The sequence below is a fragment of the Rufibacter latericius genome (assembly GCF_003721515.1).
GTDB classification, from domain to species: domain Bacteria; phylum Bacteroidota; class Bacteroidia; order Cytophagales; family Hymenobacteraceae; genus Nibribacter; species Nibribacter latericius.
Genome location: NZ_RJJD01000008.1, coordinates 840,242 through 860,880, shown reverse-complemented (window position 1 = coordinate 860,880; position 20,639 = coordinate 840,242). Strand labels below are relative to the sequence as shown.

Below are 20,639 nucleotides of genomic sequence, written 5' to 3'. Positions count from 1 at the left end.
TTGGCCTGCCAACTATTACCTCCCCTAACCCTCAAACGCATGATTGATTTAAAACAATTCGAAGTCTGGTTCATCACTGGCAGCCAGCACCTATACGGCGAAGAAACCCTTAACCAGGTGGCCGCCCACTCCCAAGAAATAGTAAAAGGATTAGACGGCGCTGAGCAGATTCCGGTGCGGATTGTCTTCAAACCTACCGTGAAAACCACCGAGGAGATCTTCAAAGTCTGCCAAGATGCCAACGTTGCCGAAAACTGTATTGGAGTGATCACCTGGATGCACACGTTCTCGCCCGCTAAAATGTGGATCAGAGGCTTGTCTATTCTGAAGAAGCCGTTGTTGCACCTGCACACCCAATTCAACCGCGACATTCCGTGGAATTCTATTGACATGGATTTCATGAACCTGAACCAAAGTGCCCACGGCGACCGTGAGTTCGGGTTTATGGTGTCACGCATGCGCATTGAGCGTAAAGTAGTGGTAGGGCACTGGCAAGACCCTGAAGTAATCCAGGAAATCAATAACTGGTGCCGCGTGGCCGCCGGTTGGTTTGACTGGCAAGGTGCCAAGTTCGTGCGTTTCGGGGACAACATGCGCTACGTAGCCGTGACCGAGGGTGACAAAGTAGAGGCCGAGCTGAAATTTGGTTTCGCGGTGAACACCCATGGCATCGGTGACCTGGTAGCTGTGATTAACGAGGTGTCTGACCAAGCCATCGACCAGCTAGTTCAGGAGTACGAGACCAAATATAACGTTGCCGAAGGCTTACGCGAAGGCGGTGCCCAACGTGCTTCCTTAAGAGAGGCCGCTAAAATTGAGATTGGTTTACGCACCTTTTTGGAAAAAGGGGGCTATAAAGGCTTCTCAGATACGTTTGAAGATCTGCACGGCATGGTACAGTTACCGGGTATTGCGGTGCAGCGTCTCATGGCCGATGGCTACGGGTTTGCCGGCGAAGGTGACTGGAAGACCGCCGCATTGGTACGCGCCATGAAAGTGATGGGAAGTGGTTTACCGGGGGCCAACGCCTTCATGGAAGACTACACCTACCACTTCGACCCGAACAACTCCTTGGTGTTGGGTTCGCACATGCTGGAGGTAGACGAAGCCTTGGCCATAGACAAACCTTCCTGCGAGGTACACCCACTGGGTATTGGCGGCAAAGCCGATCCGGTACGGTTGGTGTTCAACGCGGGGGCGGGTCCGGCCTTGAATGCTTCGGTAGTAGACATGGGCAATCGCTTCAGACTTATCGTGAACGAGGTGGAGGCCGTGGAGCCGCAGAACGAGTTGCCGAACTTGCCTGTAGCACGCGTGCTATGGAAACCACTGCCTGATATGAAAACCGGTTGTGCCGCCTGGATTTTGGCCGGTGGAGCCCATCACACTTGCTACAGCCAGAACATCAGCGCCGAGCAACTGCAGGATTTCGCCGAAATGGCCGGTATTGAGTGCGTGGTAATTGGCCGTGACACCAAGTTGAGCCAGTTGAAAAATGAACTGCGCTGGAGTGAGATGTATTATCAGAAGAATAGTTAACTTGAAGGGCCTCTCGCTTATTTTAGCAAGAGGCCCTTTCCCTTCCATCAACTAAACCTTTCCAACTTTCAGGCTTATTTTTCTATGAGCAAATTTACCGCCATTGACTATACCATCTTTATAGTCTATTTCATCATCGTATCTGGGTACGGGTACTGGATTTACCGCAAAAAGCAAACGAAGTCTGATAGTAAGGATTACTTCCTGGCCGAGGGTTCTTTGACCTGGTGGGCCATTGGCGCTTCCCTGATTGCCTCCAACATCTCGGCGGAGCAGTTCATTGGAATGAGCGGGAATGGCTTCGTGGTTGGGGTAGCCGTGGCAGCCTACGAGTGGATCGCTGCCGTAGCCCTGATCATTGTGGCCGTCTGGTTTATCCCGGTGTACTTGAAGAACAAGATCTTCACCATGCCGCAGTTCCTCCAGACCCGGTACAACCAGACCACTAGTTTGATCATGGCCATTTTCTGGCTGTTCCTGTACGTGTTCGTGAACCTGACGTCTATTCTGTTCCTGGGAGCCCTGGCGATCAGCAACCTGGCCGGTGGCGAGAACTTCCACCTGATTATGGTGTTATTGGCCGTCTTCGCAATTATTATCACCCTGGGTGGTATGAAGGTAATCGGGTTTACGGACGTAATTCAGGTAACGGTATTGATCCTGGGAGGTTTGGCGACCACATACACGGCCTTGACTCTGGTGAGCAGTCACTTTGGGATGGGCAATGACGTGATAGCCGGTTTTAACAAACTATTGCAGGATTCCCCTGATCACTTCCACCTGATCTTTGACAAACCCGGTCCGGGGGCCACTCAGCAGGAAATAAACAAATACCTCATGGTGCCCGGCATCGCGATGTATTTCGGTGGGATGTGGATTGTGAACCTGAACTACTGGGGTTGTAACCAGTACATCACTCAGCGCGCCTTAGGTGCCGACCTGCACACCGCCCGTACGGGTATCCTTTTCGCCGGTATCCTGAAACTCCTGATGCCTGTGATTGTGATGTTGCCCGGTATTGCGGCGTATGTGCTTTATAAGAACGGTGCCCTGCAGGAAGAAATGGCCCCAGGCGGAAACTTCAACGCCGATAACGCTTACTCGGCCATTCTGGGCTTTCTACCGACTGGTATGAAAGGTCTTTCTTTGGCCGCTTTGACGGCTGCCATTGTAGCTTCTCTGGCTGGTAAAGCCAATAGTATCTCCACCATTTTTACCCTGGACATTTACAACAAGTACATCAACAAAGACGCCAGTGAGACGAAGTTGATCTGGGTGGGTAAACTCACGATTGTCGCTTCCATGGTTTTCTCCATTTTCCTGACCTGGGATGACTTGTTGGGCATAGGCGGCGAGGGTGGATTTACCTTTATCCAGAAATACACCGGTTTCATTAGCCCGGGTGTGTTTGCCATGTTCTTCCTGGGCATGTTCTGGAAGCGTACCACCGGGGCAGCAGCCATTGCGGGTCTGTTTACCGGTTTCCTTTTATCTGTGGTATTCAATAACTACGCGCCAACCTGGTTCGGGAATGAGACGTTCCTGTACACGGCCTATCCAAACGGCAAAGGCGGCTATGAGATTCCGTTCCTGATCTGTATGGGACTGGCATTCATGTTCACCATGATAGTGATGATCCTGATGAGCTTGGCCGGACCTAAGGTGAACCCTAAGGCCTTTGAACTGGATACCTCTATGTTCAAGGTGTCGAACTCCACGTTGGGCCTGATTGTGATTACGCTCTTGATGGTTACGGCTCTGTACGTTAGGTTCTGGTAAAAACAGAGATACCTTTCTAAACATAAAAAGCGGACACCAGTAGGTCCGCTTTTTATGTTTTACAGCCCTTTTGCAGTACCTTTTCAACCTCGGTGACGAACAGGATCCGGCGTGGTAGCATTTTTATGCGTTCTTCAATATTGGAGAGGATGCATTCCATCTGTAAACCAACCAAATTGAGAACTTGGTCTGTTTTAGGCCTGATTTACCGAAAACACCCCTAAAAGACCGCTTGAAACTGATCTGCCTGCGTCTAAGTATACCCTAACAAGTGAAAGATTACCTGCTGTTTATAGACATTGAAGCCTCGGGGTTGCCAAAAGACTGGGAAGCCCCGTACTCTGAGGAGGGAAACTGGCCGCACACGGTGCAGGTGGCCTGGTTTGTCTATACCCAGGACGGGCAGGAAGTAAAACAGCAAAACCACTACATCCGGCCCGATGGTTTCCAGGTCAGTCCTGAGTCCATTGGGGTCCATTCGCTTACCCCTGAGTTTCTAAACGCCAACGGCGAAAACCGGGAGCAGGTGTTGCTGCGGCTGCAGGAAGATCTGCAACATTACCGACCCATGGTCGTCGGGCATTTCATGCAGTTTGATTTCCATGTCCTGAGTGCCGATTTTTACCGGGCGGGTTTACCCAGTCCTTTTGAGAAACTACCTGTTTTCTGCACCATGATTGCTTCTTCTGGCCTCACGCACCTTCCGCGCAAGAAGTTCCTGAGGCTGGGGGAGTTGTACAGCAACCTGTTTCACCTTTCCCTGGAAAACCAGCATAACGCCGTGGTAGATGCCCGCGCCGCCGCCCAATGCTATTTTGAGCTGCGTAAACGTCGCGTGATTACCGATGCCACTATCCAGAGGCAGCAGGAAAACCGATACACCACCCAAAAGAAACCGAAACCTGGCTTCAAATCCTCGTATTCCATTTGGCTGGTAGCAGGGTTGGGAGCTATTCTTTTCATCTTACTTCTTTTTTACTGGCTATGACCGACCGTCTGCAATTTCTGAAGAGCGTAAAGCCATTCCATCTCTTAGGGGAAGATGTGTTGCTGGGGGTGATTGACCTGCTGCAGGAAGTCACCTACGCCAAAGACACCCTCATCTATCACCAGGAAGCCACCAAACTCAGGGGCGTGGACCTCATTGCCGAGGGCGAATATGAATCGTTTTTCTATGACTCGGCCCAAAACAAGCGGGTCTTAGAACGGCATCAGCCGGGCTATTGCTACGGCGGCATTTCCATGCTGCTTAACCGCAAGAAATCCCTCCGGACGGTCATTGCAAAGAAAGGCACCGTGGTGTACCATCTGCCCAAGAAGGATTTCCGGGCCTTGGCCAAATCCAGCGAAGGCTTTCTGCACTACTTTACCCAGGAGTTCGGGATGCGGATGCTCAACGAGGAGTTTGCACATTTTGTGAAACGGCCCACCTCCTTTGAGGAAAACTACATTGCCACTGATCAGCTCTATTCCCGCCGCATTGAAAGTGTGGAGTACCGAGACATTGTCACCTGCACCAGCACCACGCCCATTTACACGGCGGCCCGCATCATGGCCGAGCACAAGACCAGCTGCCTTTTCGTGAAGAACGAGGTAGGGAAGATTGCCGGCTACATCACCGACATCACGCTGCGCGATAACGTAGTGGCGGCGCAGGAAGACGTGCGCGGGCAGGTGAAGGAAATCATGGACAACCCCATTGTGTCTATCCGGAAAGATGCCTACGTGTATGAGGCCATTCTGCTCATGTTCCGGACCAAGACGCGCTACTTGCTCATTGAGGAAAACGGCCAGTACGTGGGCATGATCAGCCGTAGCAAGCTGCTGAGTGACCAGGCGCAGTCGCCGTTCGTGTTCATCCAGTCGGTGAAGCTGGCCCGGTCCGTGAACGAACTGCGCGACCGCTGGCAGCGGGTTCCTGAGATTGTCATGCAACTGCTGCTGCGCGGCGCCAAACCAGAGATCATCAACCAGGTGATCACCACCGTAGCTGATACCATCGCCCAGAAAGTAATTGAGGAGGTAATTGCCATCTGCGGACCGGCCCCGGCCAAATTCGTGTTCATGGTGCTGGGCAGCGAGGGCCGCAAAGAACAGACCCTGAAAACCGACCAAGACAACGCCATCGTCTACGAAGACAAGGCCAACGAACAGCGCGAACTGGTGCGCGAGTACTTCCTGAAGTTCGCCGAAATGGTCTCCGAAAAGCTGGACTACATTGGCTTCAGTTTCTGCACCGGCGGCTACATGGCCAAAAACCCCAAATGGACGCATTCGGTCTCGCACTGGAAACGCAACTACCATGAATGGATGCAGGAGATTGTGCCTGAAAACGCGATCCAGTTCTCCACGTTTTTTGATTGTCGTTACATTTACGGTGACGGTGCCATCATGAAGGAACTGGTTTCTTTTCTGGACGAGGAACTGCAAAAACCCATGCCGCGTCTCTTCTACCACATGGCCAACAACGCCTTGCAGTACGAACCGCCGCTCACCTTCTTCAAAAATATTCGGACGTTCACAGTAGGCTCCCAGCAGGTTTTCGATGTCAAGAAAGCCATGACGCCCATTGTAGACCTGGTGCGGGTGTACGCCCTGCAGAACCGCATCTTCAAGACCAATACCGGCGAGCGCATTGAAGCTTTGGCAGAGATCGGCGTCTTCAACGAAAAGCAATGCCAGGAGCTCATGCAATCCTATTACTACCTCATGGGGCTGCGACTTCGCAAACAAGCCAGCCAAATCATGCAAGACAAAAGCACCCCAGAAAACTACCTTGATCTTCAGAGCCTCACCAAAATTGAGCAAGTCACCCTCAAGGAAATCTTCAAAACCATCAGCGATTTCCAGCTAGGTATCAAGGTGCAGTTTACCAATAGCCTGTTCGGGTAAAAGGGAAGCCCCTGCTTTAGGCCAGTTTTTATGGAAACAGGTCCAAAGCAGGTGGAGCCTATTGCTTCTTCCCGCTCAAAAGCTTTTCCAGCTGAGGATCGGTGTAGTCTTCTACAAACCCGATGATGTTGGTGTATTGGGCAAACTCTTCTTTTCCGTGCATGGTGGTGATGACCAGGCAGTCCATGCCGGCATTCTGGGCCGCTTCCACCCCTTTGGGTGCATCCTCAAACACCAGGCAGTCTTTCGGGTTGATTCCAAGTTCTTCCGCTGATTTCAGGAAAGTCTCAGGGTGAGGCTTGCTTTTGGTCACGTCATCGGCACTCACCAAGGCTTGGAAGTAGGAACGGATGTCCAGGTTGTCCACCACAAAGTCTATGTTAAAGGTGATGGCGGCCGTGGCAATGGCCATCTTGATATCTTGTTCCTTGGCCCGGGCCAGGCAAGTATCCAGACCGTTGATGAGCTTGAGGTGGGAGATGTATTCTTTCTGGTAGATTTTCTCCTTCTCAATGGAAAGATGATCGGCTTCCTCCTGAGTGAACCGGTCTTCCCCGAAGAAGCGGGCCAGTACCTCGCTGTTCTTGCCGTACATCTGTTCTTTGACCTCGCTCAAGCTGAAAGAGCCTTGTAAGTCATTGTTCAGGATCTGGTGCCAGGCTTTGGTGTGGTAGTCCATGTCATCAATCATGGTACCGTTCATGTCAAAAAGGAATGCTTTATAGGGGAGGGTATTCATGTGCAAAATCTTTACGTCTAAGGAAGGGATACGGAGGAAATAAAAAAGCGGGCCTCAATAAAGCCCGCCTTTCCCTTAATCCTATTTTTATTTTCTGCGGAGCTGAGCACAACGGCCCAGAAAGGAGGCTATTTGGCCAATGCTTTCTTGCGCTCCAATACTTTCTGCACGGCTTGTACAATGTGCTCATCGTCTAAGCCGTATTTTTTCATGAGTTGCTCTGGGGTACCGCTCTCACCAAAAGAGTCGTTCACAGCCACGTATTCCATGGGCAGCGGTGTGGTCTTGGCCAGAAGCTGCGCAATGCTGTCGCCCAAGCCGCCCAAACGGTTATGTTCCTCGGCGCTAACTACGCAACCCGTTTTCGCTACAGATTTCAGAATAGCTTCTTCATCTAGCGGTTTGATGGTGTGGATATTGATGATCTCCGCGGAGATGCCTAGTTCGGCCAGTTTCTCCCCGGCTTTAATGGCTTCCCACACTAGGTGACCCGTCGCGAAGATGCTCACGTCTGTTCCTTCGTTCACCATCCAGGCTTTCCCGATCACAAACTCCTGGTCTGCCGGCGTGAACACCGGAATCACGGGGCGCCCGAAGCGCAGGTATACCGGGCCTTCGTACTCAGCGATGGCCATGGTAGCGGCTTTGGTCTGGTTGTAATCACACGGGTTGATCACCGTCATGCCCGGAAGCATCTTCATCATCCCGATGTCTTCCAGAATCTGGTGCGTGGCACCGTCTTCGCCCAAGGTCAATCCGGCGTGCGAAGCACAGATCTTCACGTTTTTGTCTGAGTAGGCAATGGACTGCCGGATTTGGTCATACACGCGACCCGTGGAGAAGTTCGCGAACGTGCCGGTGAACGGAATCTTTCCGCCAATGGTCATGCCCGCGGCAATGCCCATCATGTTGGCCTCGGCAATACCCACCTGCACAAACCGCTCAGGGAATTCTTTGATGAAATCGCCCATCTTAAGGGAGCCTACTAAATCAGCGCAGAGCGCCACTACGTCTTTGTTTTTACGGCCGGCTTCCACCAGCCCCGCACCAAACCCAGAGCGAGTATCTTTTGATTCTGTATAAGTATATTTTTTCATTTTGATGTTTCCGATTTGATGCCCTCCTGAAGGGAAAGGCAGATTTTAAACAGTGCTTTTTAAGGCTGTTTTCAGGAAAATAGCCTTAAATCAGCGCCTCTTAGTAATCTTGTAAGCCGCTGGTGAGTTGGTTCAGGGCCAGGGACAATTGTTCATCGTTGGGTGCCACACCGTGCCATTTGTGCGAACCCATCATGAAATCTACACCGTGGCCCATGTTCGTCTGCATCAGGATCATGATAGGCTTCCCTTTGCGCGTCTTGGCTTTTGCCAGTTCCAGGGTTTGGATGACATTGGCCAGGTCGTTGCCATTCATCTCCAACACATCCCACCCGAAGGCTTCCCATTTGGCCCGCAGGTTGCCCAGCGCCAAAACCTTGTCTGTTGGGCCATCAATCTGCTGGCCGTTCACGTCAATGGTAGAGATGAGGTTGTCTACTTTGTTGTGCGGCGCGAAAAGAGCCGCTTCCCAGATCTGGCCTTCCTGCAACTCGCCGTCGCCGTGCAGGGTGAATACCAAACCGGGGTCATTGTTCAGTTTCTTGGTCAACGCTGCGCCAATGGCCACCGATAACCCTTGGCCCAAGGAGCCGGAGGCGATGCGCACGCCCGGAAGTTCCTCGTGGGTGGTAGGGTGGCCTTGCAGGCGGGAATCCAGTTTCCGGAAGGTCTTCAGCTCGGCCACATCAAAATAACCGGCTCTGGCCAGCACGCTGTACCACACCGGGGAAATATGCCCGTTGGAGAGAAAGAATAGATCCTCGCCCTCGCCGTTCATGTTAAAATCGGTGGAGTGGGTCATGATCCGGAAATAAAGGGCCACCAAATAATCGGTGCAACCCAATGAGCCGCCCGGGTGCCCAGACTGGCAACCGTGTACCATGCGTACAATGTCTCGGCGTACCTGCTTGGCCACCTGCTCCAGCTCCTCTAGCTGTAAAGTCTCTTTTACTTCTGTTTGCATATTACTTCCAATGGTCTGATTCTGTGAAAATGATTTTGAAGGAGGAAAGTCAGCAGTTTTGATAGAGTTAGCAACGCTTTCTTCGCTTTATCTTGTTAATAAGTGTAAAACTAACAATTAAATTAAGGCATTAAATTCTGGATCGCAAATTAAATATAATGAACTTTATGCAAACGTTGGCATAAAAGTAAAGGATTATGGAAGAGAAATTGAAAAATGGCTGAAGAAAAGGTTTTATTGGTGCTCTTGCCCTTTAAGGCTAGTTTTGCAGAACTATGGAGTTTAAAGTAATCACCAAGGCCTTTGCCGATCTTTCGGCCCAGGAGCTATACGACCTGCTGCAATTACGGAGTGCCGTGTTTGTGGTAGAACAGAACTGCGTTTTCCTGGACCCCGATGGGCTGGATGACCAATGCCACCATCTGCTATTCTACAAAGGAAATACCTTAGAGGCGTATGCCAGATTGCTGCCGGCGGGAGTTTCTTATCCGGAACTATCCATCGGGCGAATCATCACCAGTGCCGCTTCCCGAGGTACCGGGTTGGGACAGCAGTTGGTGCAAAAAGCCATTGACGAAACGTACCGGCTTTTTGGGCCGGGTGCCATTAAGATAGGAGCCCAACTGTACGCCAAGAAGTTCTATGAGCGATTTGGGTTTGTGCAGTCCAGCGAAGTCTATGACGAAGACGGTATTGACCACATCAAGATGATCAAGCCGGTAGAAAAGTAAAGATTCAATGAATTGCGTTTAGGAGCCGTTTTCCGGGAACAAGCCTTTAAACGCCACATTCCTTTTCTAAAACCACTTGAATGCTCTCTTCATCCAGGTCATCTTCTCCCCGTACGGCGGATAACGCAGGGGCAAGTCTGGTCTGGCTGGTTTCATGAGAATGCTTTTCTGGTGCGAGAAAGCCAGAAAACTGGCTTTGCCGTGGTAATTTCCCTGACCGCTGGTACCCACTCCGCCGAATGGCAGAAAGGGATTAGCCAGGTGCGAGAGCGTGTCATTGATGCACATGCCGCCGGAGGATGTCTGGGTCAGGACCATTTCCTTTGCTTTTCCGTCTTGGGAGAAAAAGTACAGCGCCAACGGTTTTGGTCGGGCGTTTACCTGGGAAATGGCCTCGGGCAAGGTCTTAAAGGTAAGCACTGGCAGCAACGGCCCGAAGATCTCTTCCTGCATGATGGGGTGTTCCCAAGTGATTCCCGAAAGGAGGGTAGGGCTAATAAACCGGGTGGCTGCATTGGTCTCTCCGCCGGCGTAAATCTTTTCCGGGTCCAGTAAGTTCTTCAGCCTTTCAAAGTGCCGCTCGTTGATGATGCGGGCGAAGTCTGGGCTCTGGGCAGGTGAAGTGCTGTAGAACTCGGTGATGGTTTGGGCGAGCTGTTCCAGCAGAGGAGCCGCCACGCTTTCCTGCACCAACAAGTAGTCAGGCGCCACGCACGTTTGCCCCGCATTCAGGAATTTCCCCCACACAATGCGCTTGGCGGTCACGGCCAGGTCGGCGGTCTCGTCTACCAGGCACGGGCTTTTACCCCCCAGTTCCAGCGTAACCGGAATCAGTTGTTTGGCCGCGGCCTGCGCTACAATCCTGCCTACCGGTACGCTGCCCGTGAAAAAAATCTTATCGAAAGGCAATTCCAACAACGCCTGACTCACCTCTGGGCCGCCCTGTACCACGGTGAGGTATTGCGGCGGAAAATGTTCCTGGATCATACGGGCGGTAAGCTGGCTGGTGGCCGATGTCAGTTCGGAGGGTTTCAGGATAGCGCAACAGCCTGCGGCAATCACCCCGAGCATTGGTGACAACGTTAGTTGAAACGGATAATTCCAAGCCCCGATGACCAATGAAACGCCATACGGTTCGGCATAGATGGCATCAGAAGAAGGGAAATTCAGGAAGCTTGATTTCACCCGCTTCATTTTGGCCCATTTAGGCAGATGACGCAGCATGAACTTGATCTCGGCCTGCAGAATGGCAATTTCAGTGGCATAGGTTTCAAAAGGCGGCTTGCCGAAATCCTCGGCCAAGGCCACCATAATGGCTTCCTCTTCCTGCTGGATTGCCTTTTGCAGCCGGCGCAGCATCTCCATTCTAAAGTCCAGCGGACGGGTTTGCCCTGATCCGAAAAAGGTTTTCTGTTGGTGTACAAGCTTTTCCAGTGGGTGCTGCAAGGTCGTCATAGGAAGGGTTTTGGGTTACTAATTCGTATACTCTGCTTGGCAAATTTTGGCTGTGGCAAAGGTGTATATGCCTGCTGAATTTCCTCCGGACTTTGACAGGCCACAAAAGAATAGCTAAAATTCGTTTTTACCCTATTTTTGCGGAAACAGGCCCAAAGCGGAAACAAACGGGAAAGTTTTACTTTTTTGTCGGACACTTTTTAAAACAGTCTCGTAAAAAGGAGACCAACGAAGAACAGGGCAGACAACAATTTTTGACAGCTTAAAGAAAAAACTATATGGCACCACGCGGCAGTTTCGATGATGAATATGGTTACGATGAGGATGACCTCAACAACAGCCATTTTGACGATGAATTCTCTTTAGACGATGATGATGACGATGTTTTAGGAGGAAAAGGAGGATTTGGCGCGGACGATGACGAGGAGGTGAACCTTCCGTACGAGGGGGAGCTGTTCAACGAGATGCTCAGCAAGCTGCACGGCACGCTGATCATGTACGGGGAGGACGACCCCAAACTGATGGACCTGCAGACCGAGTTGCTGCAGGTGGACGCCGACAAGCTGGGCACGGCCACTGAGGACATGTTCTACCTGGAGGAGGCCAGCAACATCGCCAAGGTGCTCAAGCGGCACGTGGGCGAGTCGCCCAAGATCAAGCAGATCCACGACAACTTCATGAAGGACATCGTGCGCTTCTCCGACGAGTCGGCCGAGGGGCACCCGGGCGACTACTACCTCGACGACGAGGAGTAGGCCTATTGGAAAGTAAGTAAAAGGAGCAGCAAAAAGGGAGAGGCTACACAAGATGGCCTCTCCCTTTTTGTTGATTACAAATATACTCCGTTTACAAGACGTCCGTTTTTGGCCTATTTTCGGGAATGTAGCCCAGAAACGCTAGGGCACCTAACAAAAGAGAAGGGGCACCATTTGGCGCCCCTTCTCTTTTTGCAGATTTTCGTTATAATGTTATTGCTTCACTACTCGGGTGACGGTCTCAAAGTTTGTACCTGTTATCTTCAGCAGGTAGGTTCCTACCGCGATGTTAGTTAGATCAACTTTCTGCACCGATCCGCCCGATACCTCTTGTGTCTGAATAAGACGTCCATCAAGGGCAATTACTCTAATGGTTACTAATGAAGCGGCTACTCTGGTTAAGTCCAGGTTTACAGCATCGGTAGTTGGGTTCGGGTAGGCTTTCAGGGTTACCTGAGCTGAAGCAATCGCTTTCGTTTGCAAGGCGATGGTTTTACTATACTCAAACTTGACTTCGAAGTCCACTTGCTTGAGGCGGTAGTACACGGTTCCGGTTGGCGCGGCGGCGTCAAGGAAGCCGTAGTTCACCAACGCGTTGCTGTTGCCGTTGCCCTTCACCTGGCCGATGGCGCTGAAGTCCTTGCCGTTAAGGCTGCGCTCCACCTGGAAGAAGTCGTTATCCTTCTCAGCGGCTGTGGCCCAGGTCAGGGACACTCCATTCTTCTGCGCCTTGCCTGTGAAGCTCACCAACGTTACCGGTAGCGGAGTAATAACTGAGCCTGAACGGAAGGAGTACTCGCCATTGGTGGTTTGTAACGAAGCTGGGCGGCCACCGTTCTCCGTGTCAAATAAATCAACTAAGCCGTCATTGTCGGTGTCATGGTAATACGCGCTGGTTTTAGTTAGATAAGCAGGAATGCCATTGGTCAGCTTCAACCAGTAAGGCGTTCCGGAGGCGTCTTTGTTTGAATTTACGTACCAGCCTTTGTTGTTGGTTTCCTCAAAGATGCGAGCCCGCTCTAATAAGTCATCCATGGACACACCATTGTTGTTGTCATCAAACGCCTCTACAAAGTCAGGAGTGAAATCGTTGTCACTGTCCATATCAAGGTAATCTGGTTTGCCGTCTTTGTCTGTGTCTACCGGAATAATTGCGATGCCGCCTGAGTTGGGATCATATCCGTCGTTCAGACCATCAAAATCACTGTCGGTGCCTAAGCCGTTGATGAAGGTTTGGGTTGCCTGGGCCTCGTACATGTCCAGAATGCCGTCATTGTCTGAATCAATGTCCTGGAAGTCTGGGAAACCATCTCCATCGGTATCTGGGTTAGGAAGTTTTACCTTTCCATTGGCATCTAGAATGGCCAGAGGAATGCCAAATTGATTTACTCCGCCCGTGAAGGTGCCTGTTAAAGGGTTGTAACCTTCCGGGGTTTTCCCTCCGTTCGCTTCAATGGCATTAGGAATTCCGTCACCGTCAATGTCAATGTCATATCCTCTGATCAAGCCATCTAAATCTATGTCAAAGGCGTCATGGATGTCATCGCCGTTTTTGTCCTGGAAAGCTCCGTATATAGGATGAACAAAGTCTTTGTCCAGGTAATTGTAAATTCCATCCCTGTCATGATCGCCGGTTGGGTTCACAGCACCGGGTTCTGTGATGATGCCGTCATTGTTGTCATCCAGATCATCTACATCCTCCACTCCATCTCTATCCCAGTCGCCCGAGATCTTATACGTGATGGTGTTTTCAGAAACGTCTCCCTGGGCATCGGTTGTTTCAATGGTCAGCGTATAGGTGCCAGGTACCAAGGCAAACTTAGAAGCTACTTCCAGGGTCCCGTCATTTACCAGACGTACGCCAGCAGGTAGAGTGCCATTCACGATTCTGGCATTTTCAATCTGGCCATCCGGATCAGTAATTTCAGCGATATGGTCCCCTGTTTTGAAGAAGAACATGTGTTTGTCTGTGAGTAGGACCTGAGCCGTAGCGGGTCTGTCTTTCACCATAAAGGTGATTACCGTGCTGTTGTTGCCGTTCTGGGTAGTGCCACCGTTCGGGTCAAATTCATTTTCGGCTGATTTGTATCCTAAACTGTTAAGGGTACCCGTGGTAAGCGGTTCTACTAAAAAGGTAAGGGTTTTGGTTTCATTCACGCCAATGGTACCAATGGTCCAGGTGCCAGTAGCCGCGTTGATGGTGCCTCCGTTTGTCGCTCCGCTGCCCGGTATTAGGTTCAAACCAGGTGCCACGCTGGCTGAGACAACCACTCCAGTGGCGGGATCAGGACCAGCGTTGGTGGCAGTAATGGATACTTCATATCTACCTCCTACATAATAAGGACCCGCGGCAATGGAACTGCCCAAAACAATGTCAGCGGTTTTCATTACCGTAATCTGGGCGGTAGAACTGTTGTTGGTAGTAATGTTGTCATATTCATTCACTGCCTTTACAGAAGCTGTAGTGGTATAAGAAGTGCCCGTAGTAGGTTTCACTGTGATCACGAGCGACTGAGATGCCCCTGCGAGTAAGTCAGAACCTAACGTCCAGATTCCAGAAGAAGCATTATAAGAACCTGAAGTCGCTGTAGCACTTACAAAGGTTAAGCCGGCTGGTATCACATCTTCAATCTTTACTCCCGTGGCCGGATCAGTGCTGTTGTTCTTTACCGTAACCGTGAAGGTTGTGTTCTCTCCATTATAATATGGGCCTGGAGCTGGGGTGTTGGTTACTTGCAAGTCAGCCACCGGCACCACGTTGATTAAGGCTACTGCCTTGTTGTTTTCAGGGTTCAGGTCTTTCTGGTCTGCAGAAAGAATCTCTCCGCCCAGGTTCAGACGCCCTGTGGTGTTTGGAATACCTTTTACCACTAACGTAACAGATTGACCAGGCTCTAAAGCGTCAATAATCCAGTCCCCAGTAAATGGATTGTACCCTTTGCCGGACTCGGCGAAGGTGATGTCAAGAGTGCCGGTGCGAGTGTCTAAGCCTTTTAAGTTGGTGATTTTATCTGGACCGTTGTTTGTTACTTTCAACGTGAAGGTGGCTTCAGTTACGCCTTTGTAGAAAACCCCATTCACATCACCTGTAACGGCTACGCTAACGGAGGCATCGGCTGTCTTTAGAACCGGGAAGGTAGTAGAGGCCGTGTTGTTGTCTGTATTCGGGTCGAATTCCTTCTCCGTAAGTTTGGCAACGGTAAAGGTGTAGTCCTTGCTGCCAGTCACAGTATTGTCAGCGGTTGGGACTACTACCAGGTTCATGCCGGTATAACTGCCCGCTGCCAGGTTGCCCAAGGTCCAGATGCCGGTAGCCGGATCATAGGTACCCGCTTTAGGGGCAGCACTTATTAAGGTGAATCCAGCGGGGACTAACGCGTTGATGGAAACTCCCGTTGCGGCATCAGGGCCAATGTTGTCTACCCGTATCCCCAGCGTAAGTTGCTTGCCGGTGTAATACGGACCAGCGGACATGCCAGTCGTTACTTTGATATCGGCCGATATGGTTCCGGAACCGGAGGTAATGGAGTTAGAGGCGCTATTGTTTCCGTTGGTGTTGTCGTACTCAGTATGCGACTGGGTAGCGGTGGTGGTGATGATGGCGCTTTGATTTACCCTTCCTACCAAGGTAAGGGTAGCAGAGGCACCATTGGCCAGGGTTCCTACAGACCAAGTACCCGCTTCGGCATTGTAGGTTCCGGTACCAGTAGAATTGGTTGCGCTCACAAAGGTAAGCGAAGTCGGTAGCTTATCGGTCACCACTACATTAGTAGCTGCGCTTGGCCCGATGTTGGTAACCGTAACGGTGTACGTTACCTCATCGCCGTTGGCATAGGTGGTCTTGGCCGGTGAGGTAATCACGTTGGTGACAGCTACATCGGCGGTGGGTTTAACACTTATGGTGCTGGAAGCAGTGTTATTGTTGCTTACGGCATCATATTCTGTATGTGATTGTGTAGAGGTAAGCGTTGCATTGCCGATTGTTGCTGCTTTGGCGGTAATGGTCAGCGTCTGGGAGCCATTAGTAACAATATTCCCTACAGTCCAGGTACCGGAAGCGGCATCAAAAGTGCCAGAGCTGGCATTGTACCCTGTGATGGTCAACCCAGCGGGTAATTGGTTCGCTACTGATACGTTGGTGGCGTTATTAGGCCCTTTGTTCACAGCCTGAATGGTGTACGTAAATGTTTCGCCCTGGGCAGGTGTTGCATTGGATACCCTGTTGGTTACTTCAACATCCGCGGCCGGCAGTATGGTGATAGTATTGGAAACAGTGTTGTTGTTGGGGTTCAGGTCTAGTTCATTGTTTGTTCTGCTGCCCAAAGTGGCGGTAGTGGTAAGGTTCCCTAACTGAGAAGCTTTTGCCGTTAACGTCAGCGTTTTGGTCTCGTTTAAAGCCAGGTTGCCTACTGTCCATGTGCCGGTAGCGGCATCATAACCAGAAGGAATGCTGCTTGACACAAAGGTAAGCCCGGTAGGGAGCTTATCGGTTACGGTTACGCCAGTGGCGACATTTGGGCCAAAGTTTTGGGCAGTGATCGTGTAGGTAACAATATCGCCGTTGTAAAAGCTGGTTTTGGAAACTGTGTTGTTGACGGCTATGTCAGCCGAGGCCTGTACCGTAACAGAAGCGCTGGCGCTGTTGTTAGAAGCAACATTGTCTGTTTCGGTGTGGGTTTGAGAAGCGGTGGAGGTTAAAGTGCCAATTACCAGCGGCTTCACGGTAAGAGTTAGTGTTCTGGAGGCACCATTTGCTAAGTTGCCTATGTTCCAAACTCCGGTACTGCTGTTATAGGCGGCATCTGACGAACTTACAAACTGAAACTGAGCTGCATCCAGTTTATCAGTAACCACTACATTGGTAGCCGGCAAAGGACCGTTGTTGGTAGCCGTAATGGTGTACGTGAATTCCTTTCCAATGGCGTAAGGCCCGGCAGATGCAACATTGGTTACCGCCACGTCGGCGCTACAATCATAATTGAAGGACGCGGTCTGGGTAGATGAACCTGTATAGCCATAGGTCCAGGTGTTCACGGTCTTCAAGTCGCCAGCGGTAGTAGTGGCAGAGCCCCAGGTATGCACGCCGGTGCTGGAGGATACCCCAAAAAGCTCAGTCCGGACAGGGAAAGAAGCGGAGGGTAAGTTGTTGTCATCCCAGAAAAGAAGAGAATAGCCAGCCGGAGTATTAGCCGCGAGCGGACGTACATCCATCACCCTGAAGCCGTCATTCCACTCTGCATCCCAAACCGGGAAATGTATCGGCGCACTGCCGTTCCGGAAGAAGTAATTAAGAGTGGTGTTTTTCGCCACAGCTTTTCCCAAGCCATCCAAGCCATTCCATTCCACGGCACGGGTTCCTTTTCCTCCGGTAGATTCCAGGAGCACATCGGCGGTTCCTGCCTGGTAGCCATCTGTTCCGTTCAAATTGATGAGTACTAAGAAGGTGCTGTTCTCTGTGGTGTTTAAGTTGAATAAGGTTTTGCCACCGCCTGTGGTTGTATTGCAGGAGTTGGAAAGAGAGACAGAAAAGGTTGGGGCGTCTGCACTAGGCCAGATAACAGGATCTGGGTCATTCACAAAGTTGAAGTACTCTGGATAGTCAGTTTGAGAAGCCTGGCTTTTCCGTCTTTCCGTTTCGGTGGTTCCGGCGGAAGTGGTGGATCCAAAGCTGTTGGTCACGAACCGGAAGAAGTTCTGGGGAGCAATACCCGCCAGTTCAATCTTTTTCACGAAAAATTTCCCGGTTTGGTCTTTACTAGGCACCAGGGGAAACATGTTGAAGTCTTTTGAGAAGACGTTGGCTGTGCCGCCCGCTGAGAAAGACCAAAGCTTGCTGCGCATACGGCCCTGTCTTTCAGCTCCACTGGCATCAATAACTGTAAAGTCCCAAAGATCATACACCGAGAAACGCCGTCCGTCATCGGTCCAGCTGCTTTCCCCGGTTTGGGTGAATTCTACATAGTAGTCGTAGTCTTCTGTGGTGTTATTGGTGATTGACAAAGGCGCATAACCTGCTGTAACAGCAGCATAGCCTCCTTTTGCGACCCTATTTGGACCGTTATTCGCTTCTGTGGCATTTTCTATTACGCCATTCTGATTTGTGGCTAACAGCATATCCCTGGTGGAGTTGGTATTAGCCTTCAAAAGGTTTGCGGCAGAATAACTAGCATCATCCAGACCGGTAGCAACATTGGTACGGCGCAGGGTGATCGTCAAATCTGCTTGATTAGCAGAGGTTTGGTCATGAACAGCCCGACGTACTCCGTAATACAAGGTTTCGCCCGCTTTTACTCTAATATAAAGACGGTGGTCTTTGGAGTACGTAGCTCCGTTACGGCTAAACCCAGCAGGTTTCAAAAAACTGAGGGAAGTGATGGCAACCCCTGAGGCGCTGGGCAAGTTGGCATCATGTGCTAAATATCCAGCCTTGTCATTGAGAGGGCTGGTAAGAGCAGAAGAAGATCTGTTGGGGGTTAGCTGCTTGGATCCTTCCCCGTAGGTGATGAAAGGAAAGAGAAGAAAAGCAAGCAACAGATAGCGTAAAGTCTTAGCCATAAGTAAGAAGGGGGTTATTTGAATAATTCTTATTTGTTACTATGGTTTTGGTAAGAAACAAATTAAACAAAGCGTAGAATTTAGTAGCTTGTTAACTTTGTTTAACTAATTGATGGTTCAAAATTATTCAATTTTATGTTGTTCTGGTTTTTATTCGATGAACACGTTTAAATAACCGATGAATGAGTTCAAAGTTAGATAGATAAAGGGTGAGCAGTGTTTAAGGCTGATTATGAAGTATTTTTTGAGATACAGGTTCATGTACTACCGGTTGAAAAGCATGGTTTATCTGAAAGGAGGTAAAGTTTTTATAATATTGTTGTTGAAAAAGTCATATTTATTATTCGAATTTAAATTATATAAATAAATATATATTGGTTTAAGTTTAAGAATTTGCATAAGCGTAGCGGTGCTTATAGGAATGCAGACCTAAAAGAGTCCTAAAGCAGAGCTAAGCTTTAAGAGCATCTTTCTGCTTTAGGCTTGTTTTAGGAAAATGGGCCTGGAAACGGAAGTAGAACAGGAGGGGATAGCCAAACCTTCGAGACATCGAACTACCTGGTATTTGTCAGGAGCGCGAAAGGCTCTTACCTTGTAAGCCGTTCGTAATCTTGCCTCAGTATGAAAGTCTTTTACACCATTTTCCTGCTTTTCCTTTCCAACCTCTTCATGACCTTTGCCTGGTACGGGCACCTGTATTTCAAGCGGTTCACGGCCTTGCAGAAACTGGGGTTGGTAAGCGTTATACTCATTGGCTGGGGATTGGCGTTCTTTGAGTACATTTTTCAAGTTCCGGCGAACAAGATAGGCTATCAGGAGAACGGAGGTCTCTTTTCTTTGTTTGAGCTGAAGACTTTGCAGGAGGTGATTTCGCTTTCCGTTTTCACGCTGGTGACGGTCTATGTCTTCAAATCAGAGAAGCTGGCGTGGAACCATTTAGTGGGATTCGGCTTATTGGTACTGGCGGTTTTCTTTGTCTTCAAGAAGTGGTAGACAAAGAGTGTCCCCCAGAATGGTTACCTTAGCCTATTCGTAATTAAAAGAGCAAATGCAGACCGAAGAACTTTCATACCAGGAAAAAGTACGCGAGCACCAGCTGAAGATAAAGCAGGTGTTCAGGGAGATGGGGAAAGTAGTGGTAGGGCAACATTATATGGTGAACCGGCTGTTGATAGGTCTTTTCACCAACGGGCACATTTTATTGGAGGGCGTACCCGGCCTGGCCAAAACCCTTACCATCAATACGCTGGCCAAAGTGCTGCACCTTGATTTCCAGCGGATACAGTTTACCCCCGACTTATTGCCGTCAGACCTGATCGGCACCATGATCTATAACCAAAGCTCCTCTGCCTTCGAGGTAAAGAAAGGTCCCATTTTCGCCAATCTTATCTTAGCCGATGAAGTGAACCGATCTCCCGCCAAGGTGCAGTCGGCCTTGTTAGAGGCCATGCAGGAAAAGCAGGTGACCATTGGGGAGAAGACCTACCGCCTTGATCTGCCGTTTCTGGTACTAGCCACCCAAAACCCTGTGGAGCAGGAGGGAACCTACCCGCTACCCGAGGCTCAGGTAGACCGTTTCATGATGAAGGTCTACGTAGACTACCTCTCCAAATCCGATGAGCTGGAGGTGATGCGCCGCATGTCAAACTTGTCTTACAGCAGCACGGTAAACACCATCCTCACCAAACAGGATATCTTCGACATCCGGAACGAGATAAACCAGGTGCAGATCTCGGAGACCCTGGAGCGCTACATCATTGAACTGGTGTTCGCCACCCGCCGCCCGGGTGATTATGACCTGCCAGATTTTGCCCAGTACCTGCAGTACGGGGTTTCGCCCAGAGCCAGCATCGCGTTGAACCTGGCCGCCAAAGCCGTGGCCTTCTTTGACGAACGCGACTACGTGCTGCCCGAAGACATCAAAGAAATCGCCTCTGATGTGCTCAGCCACCGCGTCATCCTCAACTATGAAGCCGAAGCCGACAACGTGCAGACCAAGGACTTCGTGGAAGCCATCCTCCGGAAAGTACCCATCAGCTAAAAGGAGATTATTTCAGGTGTTGTTTCGCTTAAACAGCCCCAAAACAGAAGGGCAGCTCTTGTCCGGGCTGCTCTTCTGTTTTGGGGCTGTTT

13 protein-coding genes are annotated in these 20,639 nt (G+C 50.4%); 8 read left to right on the top strand and 5 right to left on the bottom strand.

Annotated elements, in window-relative coordinates; genetic code table 11:
- Window positions 1–39: 39 nt before the first annotated feature.
- The 4 genes from araA to EFB08_RS15600 all read left to right on the top strand — a co-directional run bounded on the left by araA (window position 40) and on the right by EFB08_RS15600 (window position 6,210).
- Window positions 40–1,539: an L-arabinose isomerase gene (gene araA, locus EFB08_RS15615; protein WP_123127854.1), complete on the top strand. Its 1,500-nt coding sequence runs from the start codon at window positions 40–42 to the stop codon at window positions 1,537–1,539.
- A gap of 84 nt (window positions 1,540–1,623) precedes the next feature.
- Window positions 1,624–3,318, top strand: a complete 1,695-nt coding sequence (locus tag EFB08_RS15610) for a sodium:solute symporter family transporter (RefSeq protein ID WP_123127853.1) — start codon at window positions 1,624–1,626, stop codon at window positions 3,316–3,318.
- A gap of 271 nt (window positions 3,319–3,589) precedes the next feature.
- Window positions 3,590–4,306, top strand: coding sequence for a 3'-5' exonuclease (locus EFB08_RS15605; RefSeq protein WP_123127852.1), 717 nt, complete (start codon window positions 3,590–3,592; stop codon window positions 4,304–4,306).
- A complete protein-coding gene (locus tag EFB08_RS15600; protein WP_123127851.1) occupies window positions 4,303–6,210 on the top strand; it encodes a DUF294 nucleotidyltransferase-like domain-containing protein in 1,908 nt (635 codons plus the stop codon). The genes EFB08_RS15605 and EFB08_RS15600 overlap by 4 nt, the downstream gene beginning before the upstream one ends.
- A 58-nt stretch (window positions 6,211–6,268) precedes the next feature.
- Here EFB08_RS15600 and EFB08_RS15595 read toward each other — a convergent pair whose 3' ends face one another.
- The 3 genes from EFB08_RS15595 to EFB08_RS15585 all read right to left on the bottom strand — a co-directional run bounded on the left by EFB08_RS15595 (window position 6,269) and on the right by EFB08_RS15585 (window position 9,010).
- Window positions 6,269–6,949 carry an HAD family hydrolase gene (locus tag EFB08_RS15595; RefSeq protein WP_123127850.1) on the bottom strand — a complete coding sequence of 227 codons (681 nt, stop codon included), beginning with the start codon at window positions 6,947–6,949 and terminating at the stop codon, window positions 6,269–6,271.
- Window positions 6,950–7,077: 128 nt separating this feature from the next.
- The gene (locus tag EFB08_RS15590; protein ID WP_123127849.1) at window positions 7,078–8,046 is read right to left on the bottom strand and encodes a transketolase family protein; all 969 of its coding nucleotides are present in this window, start codon (window positions 8,044–8,046) and stop codon (window positions 7,078–7,080) included.
- 100 nt (window positions 8,047–8,146) lie between these two features.
- A complete protein-coding gene (locus tag EFB08_RS15585) occupies window positions 8,147–9,010 on the bottom strand; it encodes a transketolase (protein WP_123127848.1) in 864 nt (287 codons plus the stop codon).
- Window positions 9,011–9,285: 275 nt separating this feature from the next.
- Between EFB08_RS15585 and EFB08_RS15580 the strand changes: the two genes are divergently transcribed.
- Window positions 9,286–9,741 carry a GNAT family N-acetyltransferase gene (locus tag EFB08_RS15580; protein ID WP_123127847.1) on the top strand — a complete coding sequence of 152 codons (456 nt, stop codon included), beginning with the start codon at window positions 9,286–9,288 and terminating at the stop codon, window positions 9,739–9,741.
- A gap of 66 nt (window positions 9,742–9,807) precedes the next feature.
- On the opposite strand, the gene EFB08_RS15575 is transcribed toward EFB08_RS15580, so the two are convergent.
- Window positions 9,808–11,196 carry an aldehyde dehydrogenase gene (locus EFB08_RS15575; RefSeq protein WP_123127846.1) on the bottom strand — a complete coding sequence of 463 codons (1,389 nt, stop codon included), beginning with the start codon at window positions 11,194–11,196 and terminating at the stop codon, window positions 9,808–9,810.
- Between the two features lie 278 nt (window positions 11,197–11,474).
- On the opposite strand from EFB08_RS15575, the gene EFB08_RS15570 reads away from it, so the two are divergent.
- A complete protein-coding gene (locus EFB08_RS15570) occupies window positions 11,475–11,951 on the top strand; it encodes a hypothetical protein (RefSeq protein ID WP_123127845.1) in 477 nt (158 codons plus the stop codon).
- Between the two features lie 213 nt (window positions 11,952–12,164).
- Here the strand turns inward: EFB08_RS15570 and EFB08_RS15565 are convergent, their stop codons facing one another.
- Window positions 12,165–18,506, bottom strand: a complete 6,342-nt coding sequence (locus EFB08_RS15565; protein WP_123127844.1) for a T9SS type A sorting domain-containing protein — start codon at window positions 18,504–18,506, stop codon at window positions 12,165–12,167.
- 621 nt (window positions 18,507–19,127) lie between these two features.
- On the opposite strand from EFB08_RS15565, the gene EFB08_RS15560 reads away from it, so the two are divergent.
- Together EFB08_RS15560 and EFB08_RS15555 are read left to right on the top strand one after the other, a co-directional pair.
- On the top strand, window positions 19,128–19,499 hold the full coding sequence (locus tag EFB08_RS15560; protein ID WP_123127843.1) for a DMT family protein: 372 nt from the start codon (window positions 19,128–19,130) through the stop codon (window positions 19,497–19,499).
- A gap of 55 nt (window positions 19,500–19,554) precedes the next feature.
- Window positions 19,555–20,547: an AAA family ATPase gene (locus EFB08_RS15555; protein ID WP_123127842.1), complete on the top strand. Its 993-nt coding sequence runs from the start codon at window positions 19,555–19,557 to the stop codon at window positions 20,545–20,547.
- The last annotated feature ends 92 nt before the right edge of the window (window positions 20,548–20,639 follow it).